General features: G+C 64.8%; 16 protein-coding genes. 12 read left to right on the forward strand and 4 right to left on the reverse strand.

Annotated features, from left to right (window positions below; all coding sequences use genetic code 11):
- A partial coding sequence (locus tag TX78_RS09465) for a hypothetical protein (protein ID WP_222704268.1) occupies positions 1-478 on the forward strand: 478 nt, incomplete at its 5' end.
- Between the two features lie 335 nt (positions 479-813).
- Here the strand turns inward: TX78_RS09465 and TX78_RS09470 are convergent.
- Positions 814-1,964 (reverse strand): IS3-like element ISAar43 family transposase gene (locus TX78_RS09470; protein ID WP_096257316.1). Its coding sequence is split into 2 segments (ribosomal slippage): positions 814-1,694 and positions 1,694-1,964, totalling 1,152 coding nucleotides; the frame shifts between segments, so codons are not numbered across the junction.
- 16 nt (positions 1,965-1,980) lie between these two features.
- On the opposite strand from TX78_RS09470, the gene TX78_RS09480 reads away from it, so the two are divergent.
- The 5 genes from TX78_RS09480 to TX78_RS09495 all read left to right on the forward strand — a co-directional run bounded on the left by TX78_RS09480 (position 1,981) and on the right by TX78_RS09495 (position 6,800).
- Positions 1,981-2,817, forward strand: a complete 837-nt coding sequence (locus TX78_RS09480) for a zinc-binding dehydrogenase (protein ID WP_081652710.1) — start codon at positions 1,981-1,983, stop codon at positions 2,815-2,817.
- A 159-nt stretch (positions 2,818-2,976) separates the two neighbouring features.
- A complete protein-coding gene (locus TX78_RS13275; RefSeq protein ID WP_233722229.1) occupies positions 2,977-3,234 on the forward strand; it encodes a hypothetical protein in 258 nt (85 codons plus the stop codon).
- 146 nt (positions 3,235-3,380) lie between these two features.
- Positions 3,381-4,520 (forward strand): M20 family metallopeptidase, encoded by a 1,140-nt coding sequence (locus TX78_RS09485; RefSeq protein WP_069956269.1) that lies wholly within the window; start codon positions 3,381-3,383, stop codon positions 4,518-4,520.
- A gap of 9 nt (positions 4,521-4,529) precedes the next feature.
- The gene (locus TX78_RS09490) at positions 4,530-5,387 is read left to right on the forward strand and encodes a hypothetical protein (protein WP_044495749.1); all 858 of its coding nucleotides are present in this window, start codon (positions 4,530-4,532) and stop codon (positions 5,385-5,387) included.
- A 42-nt stretch (positions 5,388-5,429) separates the two neighbouring features.
- Entirely contained in the window at positions 5,430-6,800 is a 1,371-nt protein-coding gene (locus TX78_RS09495) for a sugar porter family MFS transporter (RefSeq protein WP_044495751.1), read from the forward strand.
- A 53-nt stretch (positions 6,801-6,853) separates the two neighbouring features.
- Here TX78_RS09495 and TX78_RS09500 read toward each other — a convergent pair whose 3' ends face one another.
- Positions 6,854-10,081, reverse strand: coding sequence for a beta-phosphoglucomutase family hydrolase (locus tag TX78_RS09500; protein ID WP_044495753.1), 3,228 nt, complete (start codon positions 10,079-10,081; stop codon positions 6,854-6,856).
- Between the two features lie 120 nt (positions 10,082-10,201).
- Here TX78_RS09500 and TX78_RS09505 point away from each other — a divergent pair, with 120 nt between their 5' ends.
- From TX78_RS09505 to TX78_RS13980, 5 genes are all read left to right on the forward strand, one after another.
- Complete coding sequence (locus TX78_RS09505) at positions 10,202-11,224, forward strand: acyl-CoA thioesterase (RefSeq protein ID WP_158644326.1); 1,023 nt, start codon at positions 10,202-10,204, stop codon at positions 11,222-11,224.
- A gap of 95 nt (positions 11,225-11,319) precedes the next feature.
- Complete coding sequence (locus TX78_RS12735; protein WP_147640464.1) at positions 11,320-12,363, forward strand: CPBP family intramembrane glutamic endopeptidase; 1,044 nt, start codon at positions 11,320-11,322, stop codon at positions 12,361-12,363.
- Between the two features lie 86 nt (positions 12,364-12,449).
- Positions 12,450-13,832 (forward strand): MATE family efflux transporter, encoded by a 1,383-nt coding sequence (locus TX78_RS09520; protein ID WP_044495875.1) that lies wholly within the window; start codon positions 12,450-12,452, stop codon positions 13,830-13,832.
- Positions 13,833-13,882: 50 nt separating this feature from the next.
- Positions 13,883-14,470, forward strand: coding sequence for a hypothetical protein (locus TX78_RS09525; protein WP_044495758.1), 588 nt, complete (start codon positions 13,883-13,885; stop codon positions 14,468-14,470).
- A gap of 103 nt (positions 14,471-14,573) precedes the next feature.
- The gene (locus TX78_RS13980) at positions 14,574-14,993 is read left to right on the forward strand and encodes a hypothetical protein (RefSeq protein ID WP_044495761.1); all 420 of its coding nucleotides are present in this window, start codon (positions 14,574-14,576) and stop codon (positions 14,991-14,993) included.
- Positions 14,994-15,092: 99 nt separating this feature from the next.
- On the opposite strand, the gene TX78_RS09535 is transcribed toward TX78_RS13980, so the two are convergent.
- On the reverse strand, positions 15,093-15,905 hold the full coding sequence (locus TX78_RS09535; protein ID WP_049897749.1) for a CGNR zinc finger domain-containing protein: 813 nt from the start codon (positions 15,903-15,905) through the stop codon (positions 15,093-15,095).
- A gap of 261 nt (positions 15,906-16,166) precedes the next feature.
- Positions 16,167-16,709, reverse strand: coding sequence for an SRPBCC family protein (locus tag TX78_RS09540; protein WP_049897750.1), 543 nt, complete (start codon positions 16,707-16,709; stop codon positions 16,167-16,169).
- Between the two features lie 92 nt (positions 16,710-16,801).
- Between TX78_RS09540 and TX78_RS09545 the strand changes: the two genes are divergently transcribed.
- A complete protein-coding gene (locus tag TX78_RS09545; protein WP_044495764.1) occupies positions 16,802-18,070 on the forward strand; it encodes a hypothetical protein in 1,269 nt (422 codons plus the stop codon).
- Positions 18,071-18,087: the final 17 nt, after the last annotated feature.

Genomic DNA, 18,087 nt, shown 5'->3' on the forward strand with positions numbered 1-18,087 from the left:
GATCACGCCGCGGCCCACGTCGCCCGCGACTACGGTGCCCGCGCCGACGACGCGCCCCACGACCACGCCCACCACGCGCCCGACGACCCGTCCGAGCGTCCCCGCAGTGAAGGCGGTGCAGCGCACCTTCCAGGTGGACCGGTACATGCCCAAGACCGCGGCTCAGGCCCGGGTCGTGGCGCGCCTCGACGACGACGGCGTGCTGCGTTACCGCGAGGACCGCGCCCTCTGGGGCGCGAACAACTGGCAGTTCGTGACGGTGCGGGTGCCCGCCGACGCGAGCAAGGCGCAGGTCATGGCCGTGATCAACGCCAAGACGTCCTCGCGTGTGGGTGACGTGCACACCGGTTCGCGCCTGCGTTCCATCACGCGTGGTCGCTCGGTGACGATCGCGTGGGAGCTCGGCAAGGGCGCCCGCCCCACCTCCGCCTGGGGTGCGAACAAGTCCGTCAACCAGATGTTCTTCGCCCGCTCCTGAGCGACCACAGGTGGGCGTGGCCATCACCACCACGCCCACCTGTGGCGGGCCTGCATCGCCGAGCCCGGCCGAGCGACGCGTCACCCTTGCGAGGGTGGCGCCGTCGCCGCATGTCGGCTCCGCCCCTAGGGGGTGAGTCCGGGACCGGCGCCCTCATGGGTCGAATCACTCGGCCCGGCCATCGAATTCGGCGGCAGCCTCTCGGTGATCCTGGGACCCGCGCGGTGTTGCGGGGCGGCCTGGCACCTCTTCTCCGCGTCGTGCAGCAGCGTCCCTTCGCGTGAGAACACTGTGAACGTTCCCCCGAGATGCCGGGGGAGGCTGGGCCGCCCCCTTCATTCGGTCCGGTCGCTGTGCGAGTCGTCGGTTTCCGATTGATGGGTGCATTGCCGAGCGTAGTCGACGGGTGCGAGGTAGCCGAGCGATGAATGCCGGCGGTCGTGGTTGTATTCGGTCTTCCAGTCGCCGATCACGACCTGGGCGTGGAGCAGCGAGTAGAAGCTGTTGATGTTCAGGCACTCGTCGCGGAGCCTGCTGTTGAACGACTCGACGTACCCGTTGTGCCAGGGCGAGCCGGGCGGGATGTAGAACAGGCCGGTGCGGGTGCCGGCCCAGTCGGCCATCGCGTCGCTGATGAACTCGGGGCCGTTGTCGGATCGGAGCACCGCGGGGGCGCCGCGGACGGCGACGAGGTCCTCGAGGTGGGCGGTGAGCCGGTCCGCGGTGATCGACCGTTCGACGAGCCCGCCGATGCACTCGCGGGTGTGCTCGTCGACGATGGAGCAGATCTTGATCGGACGGCCCTGCTCGTCCGCGTCGAACTGGAAGTCCACCGCCCACACGAGGTTCGGTGCGACCGCTGCCGGGGCGTCGACGGTCGAAGACCCAACGCGTTTGCGGCGACGCCGCTGCGGGACGCGCAGCCCTTCCTCGCGCCAGAGCCGTTGGATCTTCTTGTGGTTCACGACCCACCCCTCGCCGCGGGCATCGTGGTAGGCCCTGCGGTATCCCCACCGCGGGTGCTTCTTCGCATACGCCCGCAGCCAGTCCCGCAACGCCAGGTCCGGGTCGGCTGTCGTCTCACCCTGGAGCGGGCGACGGTATGCGGACCTGCTCAGCCCGGCCAGACGGCACGCCATTCGTTCGCTCACCCGCAGCTTGCGCTTGAGGTGGTCGACGGCGGCGCGGCGCCTGCCCGGGCCTAGAAGTTTCCCTCAGCCAGCTCCTTGAGCGCGGCCTTCTCGAGCTCTGCCTCGGCGAGCAGCCGCTTGAGCGTGGCGTTCTGCTTCTCGAGCTCCTTCAGCCGCTTCGCGTCGTCGGCCTTCAGCCCGCCGTACTGGTTCCGCCACCGGTAGTACGTCTGCTCGGACACTCCGAGCTCTCGACACACCCCGGCGATGTCGCTACCGCCCGCGAGCATCCTGTCGGCCTGCCCGAGCTTACGGACGACCTGCTCCGAGGTGTGACGCTTCCTGCTGTTCGTCATGATCTGACCAGTCTCACTGCCCGGACCCCCGGGCAACAGGACGACTCACACAACCACCGGACCTACCAAACGGGGTCAGCCCAACCCCACTCGTCTCGGTCAGCTCGTGGCGCTTGAACCGGGTGTGCCCTGTAAGTCCTGCCGCCAGTGCTTGGCCGGCAGATACAACCTCTGCCCAGATGTGCAGTTCTTCGCCACCCCGCCGGTGGATGGTTCCATCGCCAAATACGTGGTGCATGACGCCGCCTTCGCCCACCCAGCGCCTGCCGGGCTGACGGCTGAACAGGCTGCGATGGCTGAGCCGGTCTCTGTAGGCGTATGGGCCTGCCGCAAGGCTGAGGTCAGCGTGGGCGACCGGGTGTTAGTCACCGGTGCCGGACCAGTGGGGCTCTTTGCCGCCCAGGCCGCACGGGCCTTCGGCGCCAGCTCGGTGACCGTCACCGATCTCTCTGACTTCCGGCTGGAGGTGGCCCGCGAGCTCGGATTCGACGCACGCCGTGCTGATCAGGCATTAGCGACGAACAGCTTTGATGTGCTCTTCGAATGTTCGGGAGCAGCACCGGCGTTCAAGGCCGGTATGCGGTCCCTGGACAGGGCAGGGCGTGCTGTGGTGATCGGCATGGGATCTGATGAGCTTCCCCTGGAAGTCTTCGCCCTGCAGGGCAAAGAGCTCACTGTCTCCGGTGTTTTCCGCTACCGGAACTGCTATCCGGCAGCTCTGGAGCTGATCTCCTCCGGTGCTGTGCAGGTGGCTCCGGTACTGACCCACCGCTTCGATCTGCCGCAGACCGAGGAAGCGCTGACCCTGGTGCGCCGTGAGCCCAACTCGCTGAAGGCCGTCGTCGTCCCTTGAACCGGCCCTCAACCCGACGCCAGGCCTGAGGCCTTTGCGCTGTGTCTTCGCACCTCGGGGTCTTCGCAGCTCGCGGGAGCCCTGCGCTTAAGTTATCCGCTGGCTGAGTGTGCCCCGGCAGAGAGCCGGCGCCACGTGCTGACCAGCTGACTGAACTCTTTGACCTGGACCAGCACATGCTCGCGGGCAGCCCGCTCGGCACCTGTGGCGTCTCCGCTGATCGGTCTGAACAACCCGAAGTCAGCCATGGCCTACGGGGGCCTGATGGGAACTACCTCCGGGGTGGCCGCGGGACTGGCGGCCACGGACAAACGGTTAGTGCCCTATGGCGCTATGACCGCGACCTTCTACACCGGGCTCGGGTGCCTGCTGGGCCCCAGCGTCTTCTACTTCGCGCTGGTCGGCATCTTTGGGTAGCCGAAAGGCGCGTCTTCCGGCGCGCAGCGCACCCCACTTAACGCAATCGCCCCCGAGGTAGGCAAGGTGTCAATATTGCGCAGGTGGGGTGCGCTGCGGTGAGACGTGGCAGGATGGATGTGATCCAGACCCGAGGAAAGGCCGCCATGACGGATGTGACCCCAGAAATCCTTGACTCCGCCGCTGCTCGGCTGCCGCAGATGCTGGCCGATATCCAGCGCCTGGTAGAGGTGGAGACACCATCTGAGGACAAGGCGGCGGTGGCCCGCGGTGCAGCCGAGGTCGCCGCGCTGACCGCTGAGCGGCTGGGTGTCACCCCGGAAACCGTGGAGATCGACGGCGTGACCCACCTGCGGCTGCGGTTCGGTGCGGGCGCCCCCAAGGTGGTGCTGGTCAACCATCAGGACACGGTGTGGCCGCACGGGACCCTGGCCCGTAAGCCCTTCACCCATGAAGATGGAGTGCTGCGCGGTCCCGGAGTGTTCGACATGCTCACTGGTGTGGTGATGTCTCTGCATGCGGCCGCAATGCTGCAGGAGAAAGGCCATAGCCTTGATGGCCTGAGCATCCTGGTCACCGGAGATGAAGAAGTCGGCTCCATCTCTTCGCGTCAGCTGATCGAGGATGAGGCCCGCAGCGCCCGCGCGGCCTTTGTGCTCGAAGCTGCTGCCGCAGGCGCTTTGAAGATCGCCCGTAAGGGCACCTCCAACTACGACGTCGTAGTCCACGGCCGCGCCGCCCACGCCGGCCTTGAGCCGGAGAAGGGCATCAACGCAGGCATCGCATTAGGACTGTTGCTTCCCGAGATTGAAGCACTCGGTGATCCCGAGGCTGGTACCACGGTCACCCCCACGGTCATCACCGCCGGCACGACGACGAACACCGTGCCGGACCGCGCACAGGTCACCGTGGATGCCCGAGCCACCAGCATCGCCGAGCAGGAGCGAGTGGACCAGCAGATCCGTCAGTTGACCTCCAGTATGGCGGGCGCTGAAGTGGAGGTGCTGGGGTCCATCAACCGTCCTCCCATGGAGCGCTCGGCCGCGGAAGGGCTCTTCGCCGAAGCCCAGGAACTGGCAGCCACACTCGGACTGCCGGAGTTGAAGGGTGTCGAGGTCGGAGGGGCCTCCGACGGCAACTTCACTGCGGCTCTGGGTGTGCCCACCCTGGATGGCATGGGAGCAGTGGGCGACGGCGCCCACGCTGAACACGAGCATGCGCTGGTGGAGCACATCGCACCGCGCACTGCCCTGCTGGCCGGACTGATGGCCCGCAAGCTGGACTGATCAGCTGCAATGACATCTGGTTCCGTGGATCTCCAGCTGAAGCTGCAGGCCGCCGCAGACCAAGCCCGACAGGCCGCAGCCGCTGCCGGCGTCGTCGTGACCCAGCTGAGCACAGCCCAGCAGGCGATGGATGCCGCTGAGCTGCTGCACCGCATCTGGAACCCTGACGGACAGGGTGAGACCCCTATGGAGCCGGGTCTGCTGGTGGCGCTGGAACACGCCGGCAACTACGTCGGCGGGGCCTATGCCGGTGATGAGCTCATCGGCGTGACCGTGGGATTCTTCGGGGCTCCGCAGGCCAGCCTCATGCATTCTCATATTGCCGGAGTAGCTGCCCATGCGGTGGGCACCGGTGTGGGGGCGGCGATGAAGCTGGATCAGCGCACCTGGTGCTTACAGCGCGGGGTCCGCACCATGGAGTGGACCTTTGATCCGCTGATTGCCCGTAACGCTGGATTCAACCTCAACCGGCTCGGCGCCCGATTCACCGAGTACCTGCCGCATTTTTATGGAGAGATGCGTGATGGGACCAACGCAGGGCAGGGCAGCGACCGGGCATTGATCACCTGGGATCTGCTCCAGATGGCTCCGCGTTCCAGCGCAGAGCCGGAGCTGCTGCTGCTGCTGAGACCAGACGACGACGGCGCCCCGCTGCGGTATGCCCAGGGTAATGACATTGCGGAAGCAGTCGGCGCTGCGGGCGTGGTTGGACTGCAGATTCCGGCGGATATTCCTGCGATGCGACAATCTCAGCCTGAGCTTTCAGCCCAATGGCGCACCGCTCTGCGAGAGACCATGCACCCGCTGATGCAGGCTGGGTGGCAGGTTCACGGCATAAGAAACGGCACCTACCTGCTGGGCAGGTGAAACGTGGAGGCTCCGCGTCGACAGGGGCTAAAGTGCATCTCTGTGAGATCCACCAAAAACAGCGGGCTGCTCATCTACCTCTTCGGCGCCCTCGGAGGCTTGAACTGGGGCTATGACACCGGTGTCATCTCCGCAGCACTGGTCTACCTGCGCAGGGACTTTGCCCTGGACAGCTGGTCCGAGGGCGGAATCGTCACCGCCCTGGCCGTCGGTGCGGTCCTGGGTGCCGGTGTGGGCGGACGACTCTCCGACAGATACGGCCGACGTGTGGTGCTCATGATCACCGCAGTGCTGTTCACCATCGCTCCGGTGGGCATGGCCCTGGCCCCCACCACCGAGGTGCTCTTCAGCTTCCGGCTTATGGTGGGCCTGGGCACCGGTCTGGCCGCCGTCGTGCTGCCGGTGTACCTCTCCGAGATGTCTCCGGCCCGCATCCGTGGCCGAGTCACCGCGTTCTACGTGCTGGCGATCGTCATCGGTCAGTTCCTGGGGTTCCTGATCGGTGTGGCCTTCGCGCCCGTGGAGTCCTGGCGGTGGATGCTGGGCCTCTCCGTGATCCCCTCCCTGCTGTTCGCCCTGGGGCTGCTTGCGGTGCGAGAGACCCCTCGCTGGCTGGTGCGGCAGGGCCGAGAGGAAGAAGCCCACCAACTGCTGCTGCGAGACCGCACACCGGAGGAAGCCAGCTACGAGCTCGCCGAGATCCACGCCGTCAGAATGCAGGAGGAGAACGACGGCGTCGGCGGGCTGCGGGCTCTGAGACAGCCCTGGGTGCTGTCCATCCTGCTGGTCGGGTTCGGGCTGGGCGTCTACCAACAGATCATGGGCATCAACGCCGTGCTCTACTACGCTCCCACCACTCTTCAAAACGTGGGCTTCTCCGACGAGGGCGCCATCGGATCCAACCTGATCATCGGTGCGCTGAATATCCTGGCGGTCTGGGTGGCCATCACCTACACCGACCGGTGGGGGCGTCGTCCCATGCTGCTGGTGGGTGCCGCCGGAACCGCAGTGAGCTTGGCGGTGCTGGCTGCGGTCAACCTCACCATGCCCGCCCCTGACGGGTTCGGTCCGCTGGGGGTCATCACCCTGGTGTGCCTGGGCGTGTTCATCTTCTTGTTCCAGGTCAGCTGGGGCGCCCTGGTGTGGGTGGTGCTGGGAGAGATCTTCCCGCTGGGCGTCCGTGCAGCCGCAATGGGCGTGGTGACCACCGCTCACTGGATAGCCAACGGACTGGTCTCCCTGTTGTTTCCCACAGTGCTGGCTGCTTTCGGGGTGGGGTGGGTGTTCGCGGGCTTCGCACTGATCTGCGCCACCGCGTTCCTCTTCACCTTGTGGAAGGTCCCGGAGACCAAGGAGCGCAGCCTGGAGCAGATCGAGAGGACCTTCCGCGCAACAGCAGTCAAAGCCGCCTGAGCCACGGTGGAGTACCCGACAGCGCCGTCGTCGGCGGGGTCAGGGTAAGCGGCTCAGACTGTCGTCCGGGCCCGCTGATGCTCGCGGGCGGAGTGCTCCAGCTTCACCGTCCAGACCTCGCCGGGGTTCAGGCGCTTGGGCTTGCCCTCCACGTTGACGTCGATCGGCTCAGCCGAACCCTCGGAGAGATTCAGGGTCACATGCTCGTGGTTGATATGCACCAGGATCGGCTGGTTGCGGTACCGCATCCGGAAGGTGACCTCAGGCAGCTCATCGGGCAGCAGTGGGTGCAGCCACAGTGCATCAGCGCGAGTCTCCACACCGCCGTAGCAGCGGATGACCATATCCACGGTCCCGGCCATCGCACCCAGGTGAATGCCCTCGCGGGTCGTGCCGCCCTGAGTATCTGAAAGGTCAGCCTCCAGCGCCTCTTTGAACAGGTTCCAGGAACCTGCGCGGTCAAACCGGGCGGCCACCCAGCCGTGCACCAATCGCGAGAGGGTGGAGCCGTGGCTGGAGCGCGCCAGGTAGTACTCCACAGTCTTGCCGAACTCGTCCATGCTCAGCTGGTAGCCCATATGCTCGAGGTTCCCCACCAGCTCGGAGGCAGAGAAGATGTAGCAGAGCATGAGCACATCGGCCTGTTTGGAGAGCTTGTACCGGTTGGTGGCATCCCCTTCGGCCTGCAGGATCAGGTCCAAGCGGCCAATATTGCCGTACTTGGCGCGGTAGGACTCCCAATCGAACTCCAGCAGTTCCTCATAACCGGCGAACTGGCTGATCACGCCGTCCTCATGGAAGTGGATCCGCAGCCGCTGCGAGATGTGGTCCCACTCGTTGAGCTCATCCTCATAGATGTCCAGCCATTCGGAGAGCGGATCATCGCGGCTGTCCAGCTCACGGACCAGCCGTGCGGTATGCCGCAGCACCCAGGAGGTCAGCACATTGGTGTACGCGTTGTTGCGCAGCCCCGAACCAGGCGTGTCCGGATAACCGTCGTGGTACTCATCCGGGCCCATGACACCGTCGATGTCATACCGGTCGGCCGCGGCGTCGTAGGTGGTCATGGAGACGAAGAACCGCGCGACTTCCACCAGCATCTCCCCGCCGTAATCGGAGAGGAAGGTGTAATCCTGGGTGGCCTCGAAGTACTGCAGCACCGAGTAAGCGATGGCCAGGGAGACATGGCGCTGCCGGTGGGAATTATCCGGCATCCACATCTGGGACCGCGGGTTCCACAATTCGGTGGGGGTCTCTTCGCGCCCATCAGAGCCGGACTGCCACGGGAACATCGCGCCTGCGTAGCCCTCGGCGCGAGCCGCTGCTCGAGCTTCGCCGAGCCGGCGGTAACGGTACATCAGAATGCCGCGGGTCAGCTCAGGGCGGCGCAGGGTGAGCATCGGGTACATGAACATCTCATCCCAGAAGAGATGGCCACGGTAGCCCTCACCGTGGAGCCCGCGGGCACCCAGGGAGGCGTCCAAGTCCCGGCGCGCACCGAAGGCGGTCTGCAGCACGTGGAAGGTATGAAGATTCAGCGCCAGCTGCTGGCGTGAATGGCCTGGGCCGATGGAGACGGCAAAGCGGTGCCACAGCGCGCCCCACATCTCCTCGTGGTAGGTGAGCATTTCCCGGAAGCTGCTGGCCCGCTGCACGCGTTTGACCGCGTTGTGCCACACCGTGGAGATGGCAGGGTCATGAGAGTTCGACGCCGCGGCGATCTTCTCGATCTTGACCGGAACCCCCGCTTCCAGGCTCAGCGAGATGTCATGACCGGCCACCAGGTCACCTTCCATGACCGGACGGCGCATCGGGTGGGAGCTGGTGTTGACGGTGGTGCGAGTTGCCACCGCAATCTGCACCTTGGACTGGTTGGTCTGGGTCTCCAACAGAACGGTCTGCCCGTCGATCTCACGGGAGTCCACCGGCTCCAAATGGTTACCGGCAAGCTCGCGATCAGCGGAGACGTTTCGGTTGGCCACGCGGCCATCGATCATCGAGCGAACGCTGATATTGCCTGACCAGTTCTCGGCCTCGACCTTGGCCTCCATCGCGGCCAGGTGGACTCCGGCCAGGGACTGGAACTGCCGGATGGTGACTTTGGTGCGCCGTCCGTGCAGATCCTGGTAGCGAGCCACGCGGGTCACCAGACCACGGCGCATATCCAGTTCCTGGTAGTAGTCGATCAGCTCAGGGGAGCCCGGCACCAACGGGTTGCCGGCCTCGGGGACGATCTGCAGGAAGGTCCAGTCGGGGATGTTGACCATATGTTCGGTCTCCACCGTCTTGCCCATGATGTCGGTCTTGAGCCGGTTGAAGACACCGGCAATGTAGTTGCCCGGGTAATGGGTGGCATCGGCGCTGGAGCCTGGGTAGGAGCCCCGGGTGCCCCAATAGCCGTTAGCCATAGCCATCAGCACTTCGCGGGTGGGTTCTTCCTTCGGCTCGAAGGAATCATAGGACAGTACCCAGTTGGGGTCATAGGGTTTGGTGGTGCGGGTGGCGAGTTTTGCCACTGACAGGTCCTTGACCACAATGTCGGCGCCGCCGTCCTTGAGCCGCTGCGGGTCATCGCCGCGGTTCAGGCCCACCACCATGCCGAAGTTACCAGCCCGTCCGGCCTGAACACCAGAGACCGCGTCCTCGATGACGATGGCGTCCTCGGGCTCTACGCGCAGCAGCGCCGAGGCGTGAAGGAACATATCAGGGTTCGGTTTGCCGGGCAGACCCAGGTCCGCAGCATCAGTGCCGTCCACAATGACATCGAAGACATCAAGCAGCTCCGCCAGGCGCAGCACCTCACGCCCGTTCCGGGAGGAGGTCACCAGGGCGATCGGAATCCCGTCATGGCGCAGCTTGTGGATCAGCTCCACAGTGGTGTCGAAGACTGCCACGCCGTCGCGGTTCAGGACCGCCTCGAAGAAGGTCTGCTTCTGCGCCGCCAGGCCGTGGACAGTCAGCTCACCAGGCGCATCTGCCGGGCTGCCCTCCGGGACGCTTAAGCCCCGAGCCACCAGCAGTGACCGCACACCATCCAGGCGCTGCCGACCATCCACAAAGTTCAGGTAGTCCAGCTCGGTGAACTCCGGCTGTGCCGGGGCGCCTGCTGCGGCTGCGATCCGCGGCAGGGCGGCGTCGAAAAGTTCCTTCCACGCCTTGGAGTGCACGCCCGCGGTGTCTGTGACTACCCCGTCCATATCGAAGATGACAGCCCGGAAATGTCTCAGCGCGTGCCGCTTGGCCTCAGCGCTGTGGCGGAAGGGGTTTTCGAAGGGGTGCATATCTACCTCACGCAGAAGTGGTCGAGGTCGGTCAGGGCAGACGTACAGTTGTGGCCTTGCACGCGGTCCATCCTAGGCAGTTTTCGGGCTGAGGCCACATTGTTTAAAGAGTTTGTGGATGTGACCCCGAACACCATTGTGCGGGTGGGTGCTAACGTCGTGCGTGTGGCGCGCAGATCCAGCATTGAACTCACCTTCCGAGAGGTGAAGGGGACCTCTCGGGATTCCACTGTGGCCGCCGGCGTCGTCGTCGACTGGATCGACAAAACCGCCTATGCCTGTGCCGCGTCATGGTCCCGGGCCTCCTGTGTGACCTCCTATGTGGGCAATATGCACTTTGCCGTGCCCGTGCCCAGGGATACTCCGGTGACAGTGCAAGCGCGGGTGGTTCATACCGGGCGCACCAGCGTGCACGTGCAGACTCGCGTGCTGATCGCCAAGCCGGGTGGGGGCTGGACGGTGTGCACTGAGTGCTTCATGATCTATGTGGCCATCGGCGAGGATGGCGAACCGACCTCGGTGGCTCCCTTCTCACCCAGTACAGAACTGGAGCGACGCCGGGATGTGGACGCCGCGCAGCGGATGATTCACCGCAAGCAGATCGAGGAGACCATCCAGCAGCTGCCGGCCTCCATGGGCACCTCCGAGGGGCTGACCCTGCGCTTCATCGCCGAGACTGACCAGCGCTATCCCGACGGCAAGATCCGCGGCGGCGCGGTGATGAAGTGGATCGACCTAGCCGCAGAGATCTGTGCCGAACGCTACTGCGGGTACGACGTCGCCTCTGTGCTCACCGGGGGAGTGCGCTTCTACCGCCCCATCACCGAAGGCGACCTGGTGGAGGTGGATGCCCGCCTGGTGCTGACCGGCTCAAAGTCCATGCACGTGCTGGTGCGCGTGCGCGCTGGTGATCGCTGGGACAAGCAGCCGCAGGTGGTGGCCTATGGGCTGCCGGTGATGGTGGCCCCTGATGGCACCGGCTCGGCGCGGCGAATCGCCCGCTGGGAACCGATCAGTGATGAGGACCATGCCGTGGCGGAGAAGGCCCGGCGCATCCGGGACCTGCGCAACGCCACCCTGGTCACACCCAGTCCGCATGCCGGGCCCAATGAGGGCGTAGTGGACGAGGCTGCTCTGGCCTAAGTGCCTAACTCAGGCCTCCATGTCCTTAAGGCTCACGTTTCTTTCAGCCCTAGGGAGGATGCCTTGGCGCCTGCGGATCATTAGTGTTGATCCTGATGAACGCTCACCAGCCGCCTCCGGTGCCCAACCCCTACGGCCCCACACCCCAGTCCCAGCCGCAACAGTGGCCCGGCTCCCCGCAGGGAAACCCGCCCTATGGGGCCGGAGGGCACGGTGCCGCGCCGCAAGGACACCCGGGGCCCGGTTATGGATACCCAAACCAGCCGCCGCAGGGTTATGGCCAGCCCCCGCAGGGCTATGGCCCTCCGCCGGGATGGCAGCCTGCCCCGCGCAAGCGCCAGCAGGACTCCGATCCAGGACGGTTCACCTGGTGGGATCTCGGTGCGGTGCTGTTCTATGTGGTGGGCTTCATCATCGGCGGCATCCAGCTGCTGGCGCTGATCCCGCTCTCAGGGATGCTGAACTCTGCGGACCAGACAGTCCAGGAGCAAGGGCTCTTCCTGCTCAACGCCATCAGCTACGGACTGTTGGCTGCAGTGGCCTTCAGCCTTTCCGGATTCGCGCTGTGGCGTTCCATCAAAGCCCTGGCCTACCTGTGGTGGCTCAAGCTGCTGCTGATCCCCGTGGCCTGGGTCGTGCTGATCATCTTCAATGCGGTACTGGTGACCGTGGTCTCCATGGTCACAGGGGAGGAACTGGCCCAGTCGGAGAACCAGCAGTCCATCGAGGCGATGCTCAGCGCGGTGCCTTTCCTGGCCGCCGTCGTGGTCATTGCCCTGCTGGGTCCCTATGTGGAGGAGTACTTCTTCCGGCACCTGCTGGTGGGCAAGCTCTCCCGGCATATCAACGTGTGGATCTGCGCGGCCATCTCCGTGATCACTTTCCCGCTGCTGCACTTCATCCCGGCGCTGATGGGCCTGGTGGATGACCTCAGTCTGATTACGGTGATCCCGTATGTAACCATGGGCATCCTGTTCACCGTGGCCTACATCGTGACCGGACGGAACCTCTTTTACGCCTGGCTGCTTCATGCGTTTAACAACTTCATGTCCCTGGTGAATATGTACTTCCTGCTGCCCTGGGTGGAGGAGCGCTTCGGCCCGCTGGAACCGATGATCCGCGCGGCGGTGCTGGCGTGAGCCGTCCGGAGGCCCCGGGAGCACACGACGACGACGCCAGTCGCCAGCCTGATGCGGCCCACCCCGCAGCGCAGGACCCGCGTGGCTTGGCCCGGCAGATCCTGGCACTGGCTATCCCCGCTCTGGGTGCGCTGGTGGCCGAACCGCTGTTCCTGCTGGCCGATACTGCGATCATTGGCCGGCTCGGGGTTGCTGAACTCGCCGGTGCCGCGCTGGGCGTGACGGTGATGCACACCGTCACCGGCATCATGATCTTCCTGGCGTACTCCACTACCCCGGCGGTGGCCCGTTTTGTGGGTGCTGGGCGGATGGCCAAGGCGTTGGCCGCTGGTCGCGATGGGCTCTGGCTGGCGCTGATCCTCGGTGCAGCTCTCGCCCTGGCGGGCCTGGCCTTCGGGGAACAACTGCTTACCGCCATGGGAAGCGGCGGGGAGATTCACCCCCACGCCGTGGACTACCTGCTGTGGTCCCTGCCCGGGGTTCCGGCCATTCTGCTGGTCTTTGCCGCCGTCGGCATGCTGCGTGGCCTGCAGGACACCAAAACCCCGCTGGTGGTGGCTGCGGCGGGCTTTACAGCCAATGCGCTGCTGAACCTGATCCTGGTCCACCCTGTGGGCCTGGGTGTGGCCGGTGCTGCCATCGGCACCTCCATTGCCCAGTGGGGAATGGCGGCGGTCTACTTAGCGATCCTCATCCCGCGGATGCGAGCCCATCAGGTGCCCCTGGGTGCTGAACCTCAGGCGCTTCGCCGAGCAGCGGGTGTGGGCAGCTGGATGATGCTGCGTACGGTGACCCTGCGTGCTGCCATTGTGGCCACTGTTCTGGTGGCCACGGATTTAGGGCCCGAGACTCTGGCAGCGCATCAGGTGGCCTTCACCATCTTCTCCACGCTGGCCTTTGTGCTGGATGCCCTGGCCATTGCAGCGCAGGCGCTCATCGGCCGCGAACTTGGAGCTTCCCGGCTGGAGCGCGCGAAGCAGATGACCCGGACCATGATCATCTGGGGGCTGGGGTTCGGTGTGATTACCGGTGTGGTGACAGCAGCCCTGGCGCCCTGGGCACCGCGACTGTTCACTCCAGACCCGCAGGTGGCCGCAGGGATCACTGCGGCTCTGCTGGTGATGGCTGTGGCGCAGCCGCTGGCCAGCTATGTGTTCGTGCTCGACGGGGTGCTCATGGGTGCTGGCGATGTCCGGTACCTGGCATTAGCCGGTCTGGTGAACCTGGCCATCTACCTGCCGGTGCTGTGGTGGGTGGCTGCAGCACAGCCCGGAGGGGATTTCCTCTGCGGCAGCGGGCGCATCCTTCCGTCAGCGGTGTGCAGCGACGTTGCAGGCGAGGCTACCGGCCTCGGCACCATCATGTGGCTCTGGGTGGCCTTTGCCGTGGTATTCATGGGGGCCCGGGCGCTGTCCTTGGGAGTGCGGACCGCCACAGGACGCTGGATGGTGCTCGGTGAGGCTCGTTGATCAGCTTCGGCAGCACCGGCGGTTGAGCAACCGGTAGTAGACTCCTGCCCGTGGCTGTGACCAAGATTCCCGCGGAGACCGCCCGTCAGCTCCTGCGCCCCACGTGGCTGCGCGCTGGCATCACCACCGCATTCGCCTTCTTCACCATTATTTGGCATGGCAATGCGTGGTTCGTCGATTTCTGGGACGGCAACGACCTGACCGTGGCGCGCTTTGTGCTGGCCGGCTTCCTGGTGCTTGCTGCCTCCATGATCTGGGAATACGCCAAGCAGGAGGCCACACCGCAGGTTCTCCAGGGGGCCCTGGCCGTAGGGGCTGCTGCCTGGCTTGTGGCCGGCGTGGTCATCATCCTGGTGGGTTCGACGACGCCGGTGGCCCTGGCTGCGGGCCTGGCGTTCCTGGTTCTCGGAGTCGCTGAGCTCTATGCGGGATTGAAGCTGCGCGCTGAGTTCGTGCCCGCCCGTGACCACGTGCTGCTAGGTGCTATTGGGGCGGTGACCGGTATCGGGCTGATCGCCTGGTGGGGGCTGGATATTCACGGAGTGATCGGTATTGCGGGTATGGGCATGATCCTCTCGGCGGTCCTGCTGCTGATCAATGCTGCCGGGATGACCCACGAAGTTCGCCGCTCCGCCTGAGCCGGCGTATCTCGCCCAGAGCCGAACCGGCTGGTCGCCCTCTTCTACGAAGCGTAGAATGAGGGGGCATCTGATCCACGCATCGCGTAAAGGACCCACTGAAGTGACTGAAGACCCCAAGCGGCGCCGCTCCCTGCTGGAGACCGTGAAGGCCCCGCTGATCTTCTCCTTCATCCTCGCCGCAGTGGCGGGATTCGTGACCCTTATCGCGTCCTCCGGCGGATCAGATAATCCTCGAGTTGACCACGCAGCAGGTGGCACCGCCAGCCCGATCAACCTCGCGCTGCTGGCCTTCGGCATCGCATTTATTGCCTCGTTGCTGATCGTCTCGATGCTGCAGCTGGCGGCCCGGGAGAACCCCAAGCACCTTTCTGAGGGCGCGGGCGTTAACCGCAACTCTGAGGAGGTCTACCGCCAGCAGGTCGCCGAGCGCCGTGAGAAGCGGCGCCGCCAGCAGCAGGAGGAAGCTCGCCGCTCGGGTGAAGAGCCCCGTTACGGTCGCGACGCCGACTCCGGCGAGTAGCCGGCGAGCCATTCCGTTCCTACACCGGTTTTGTTTCACGTACGGCGTCAGCGGCTGCGGTGGTGAAACAAAACGGGTGTTTGTGGGAGAACGGCAGCGTCAGCCCTTGCCGGCCTTCTTCTGCTTCTTCCCACGCTTTTCCATCAGTTCCTCACGCATACGGTCACGGAACTCTTTGGCCGCAATCGCACTGGCAGAGGTCGGCCTGTTGATGGACTCGGCCTTCTCCGCCGCGGAGGGCTTGACCAGCTTTCGGCCGCTGCCCTGGCTCTGCTCAGCAGCTGCCGCCGCCAGCTCCTCAGTGCGCACCGGTGCTGCTGACTCCTCACCGCGCCGGGCTGCCTGCCGGGCTCGGTAGGCACGCACATGGGCCCGGTTGGCGCAGTTGCCAAAATCGCAGAAGAGCTTGGACCGGTTTCGGGTGAGGTCTACGATCGCGGCCTCGCAGTCATCGCCTTTGCAGATGCGCAAGCGACCAGTTTCCTGCTCCACCACCAGATGCGTCAGAGCAGCTGCCACTGTGGCGGTCATGACATCTGCCGTGTGGTCTGACAAGGGCACCGGACGCTGTTGAAAGCACAGCCCGGAGGAATCACCATCGGTGGCAACAAGCTTGGTCCCCACACCCTTCAGCAGCTCATTGATGAGTTCTACCGGCTGCTCATCGGTGATTGGTGCTGCGGTCCAGATCTTCCGGAGCTGTTCGCGCAAGTAACGGACTTTCTCCACCTGCTTGCGGCTGGCATCAGCAGTGGTCCACTCAAGCTCGGGATCCTGGGACGCCACATAGGTCTTCAGCCCCTCGACGCTGTGCAGGGTGTCAGGGGTGTGCCTGGCGCTCTTGAGCCCCTCACCAGTATTGATGAGTTCAGCGGCGGCCGTCAGGGCGCGATTCACTTCTGCGTTGAACATGCAGTTCTCCTGCCAATATGGTGCGTCTTGACCGCTGGTAACGGCAGCGCGGACGGGGCGGTGCAACGAAAGGTCCCCGCAGCACCGCAGAGATGAACGGCCCGCGGTGACAGGAACCTCGAACACAGTCTAGCGGTGGAACGCTCTGACAAGGGGATATGTCCAACTCGACGAACAAACCACCAGTTCTCACATAGGGGTTGGTCCTGAGAAGTCAAGAGTCTGAGGGCGTCGAACGACGGCCGCAGGAATAGTGGCGTGCTAGAAGCTCTGCCGCAGGCGCTGCAAGGATGCTCGGATACTTCGGGCGTTCTCTGCAGGAATGCCAGCTGCTCCGAGCAGAGTGCGCACCAGCCGGTTCTGGCTACTTGCGTCATAGGACTCGGTCACCACAGTCCGAGGCGAGCCGGCGTCGTCGTCGGCAGTGAACTCCCAGCGCCAGCGGTGCCCAGTGGGCTGGCGCCACTCCAGAACCCCGGTGCGCCCAGGTGCTGGGGACACGGCTTGGGTGACCCGGAGCGGCAGCCGGTACGGTACGCCATATTTCTTCATATGGACGCTGAAGCGGCTGCCCTGCTCTAACCGGTGCGGACCTACGGCACTCGGACGCACCGTCTCGGAGCCATCAAATTCGTGATGCCGGTGCGGATCAGCCACCAGTGCATAGAGTTCGGCAGCAGGTGCCTGAATCGTGATGCGGTAGCTGCGCACATGTTTACCGGCGGGGATCTCCTCCGGCTGTTCCGGGGTGGATGCTCCGGGTTCCTCACCGGTTGGGACAGGCTGCTGCGGCACAGGACTCATAGCTCCTACTCTATGACCGCGGCCGCTCCTTCAACAGGGCTCGCACCGGCGCCTAAGTTGCGCCTGAGCGCTGATCTGATACATGTGGTGCCGTGACTTCCTTCGGCACCCACGGCAGAGCCCGCAGGCTGGCAGCACTGGCTGCTGCGGAGGAAGCCGCCCATCCCAGCACGACGACGCCGGCTCAGGTAGAGGTCCAAGCCAGGCTGCAGGTGCTCATTGAGTCCCGCGCGATCTGGAGTGCAATAGTAGGCGCGCTCATCGGCCTCGGTGCCGGCCTGGTCGTCTTCCCCGGACAGCGGCCACCGTTGGCGGGCGAGGAGTCCATCCAGTTCTACGCATCAATTGTCGGTGGTGTCACCGCCGGTTTGGCATTTCTGCTGGGCTATTCGCTCAACGCCCGGATTGCCAATATCTGGCTGGGCCAGCGGCCGCGGCTGCGCCAACTTGTGGACACCATCGCGCTGCTGGTGGTGCATTCATCCATTGCCGTGATGGTCGCCCTGGGGCTGTTCCGAGTATTCCAAGAGGCCTTCATCGGGCTGCGCGTGGACCACCTGGCCGGATCGGTCCTACTGGCCATCGTCGGCGGCGTGGCCGCGTACTTCAGCTTTAACTCTGGAGCGCGGATCAACGCCTTCACGCTTTCCACCATTCTGGCAATCTTCATGGGCTCTGGCGTGCTGGTGTCCATGATCTTCGCCGAGAACCCGTTCTGGTGGCATGTGATGTTCTCCGAATTGGGCACCGGCCAGGCCGGTCTGACCAGCTTCTGGACCTTCAACACCACACTGATCGTCTCGGGAATCATCATCACCACCCTGACGGCGTTCATCACCCGGGATCTAGAGATATGGGCTGAGAACGCCCGCAGCACCGTCAAGCAGCGGTTGGCCGAACGTGCCGAGAAGCACCGGCGCGACAGCGGGAAGCTCCCGCTGGGCACCCGGATCTCCAATGCGGTGCGCGGACATTGGCGCACCCCACGGATCATGGTGGTGCGGGTGGCGATGATCGGTATGGGACTGTCCTTAGCCGGCGTCGGGCTTATCCCCATCAGCCTGCATCACGATGGTCATGTGCTGGTCACCGCATTGTTCGGGCTCTTCTTCCTGTTTCTGCTGCTGGGCATCCCGTATTGGCTGCCCGGCTTTCCCAGCACCTTCTACCTGCTGAGCTATCTAGCCGCCTTCGGGCTGGTCTTCGCGTTCGCGCTGTGGATGCCGGTGGGCTATTACAATCTGACCTCCCTGGAGCTGATCGCCGCCGCGATCCTGTTCTCCTGGCTGATCGTCTTTATCCGAAACATCGCCGCCGTTGTGGAACGAGTACGGCAAACACACGCCCACCAAAGCACTTGAAAGAGAAGGATGAGCAG

It is taken from the genome of Nesterenkonia massiliensis (assembly GCF_000455245.1).
GTDB lineage: Bacteria > Actinomycetota > Actinomycetes > Actinomycetales > Micrococcaceae > Nesterenkonia > Nesterenkonia rhizosphaerae.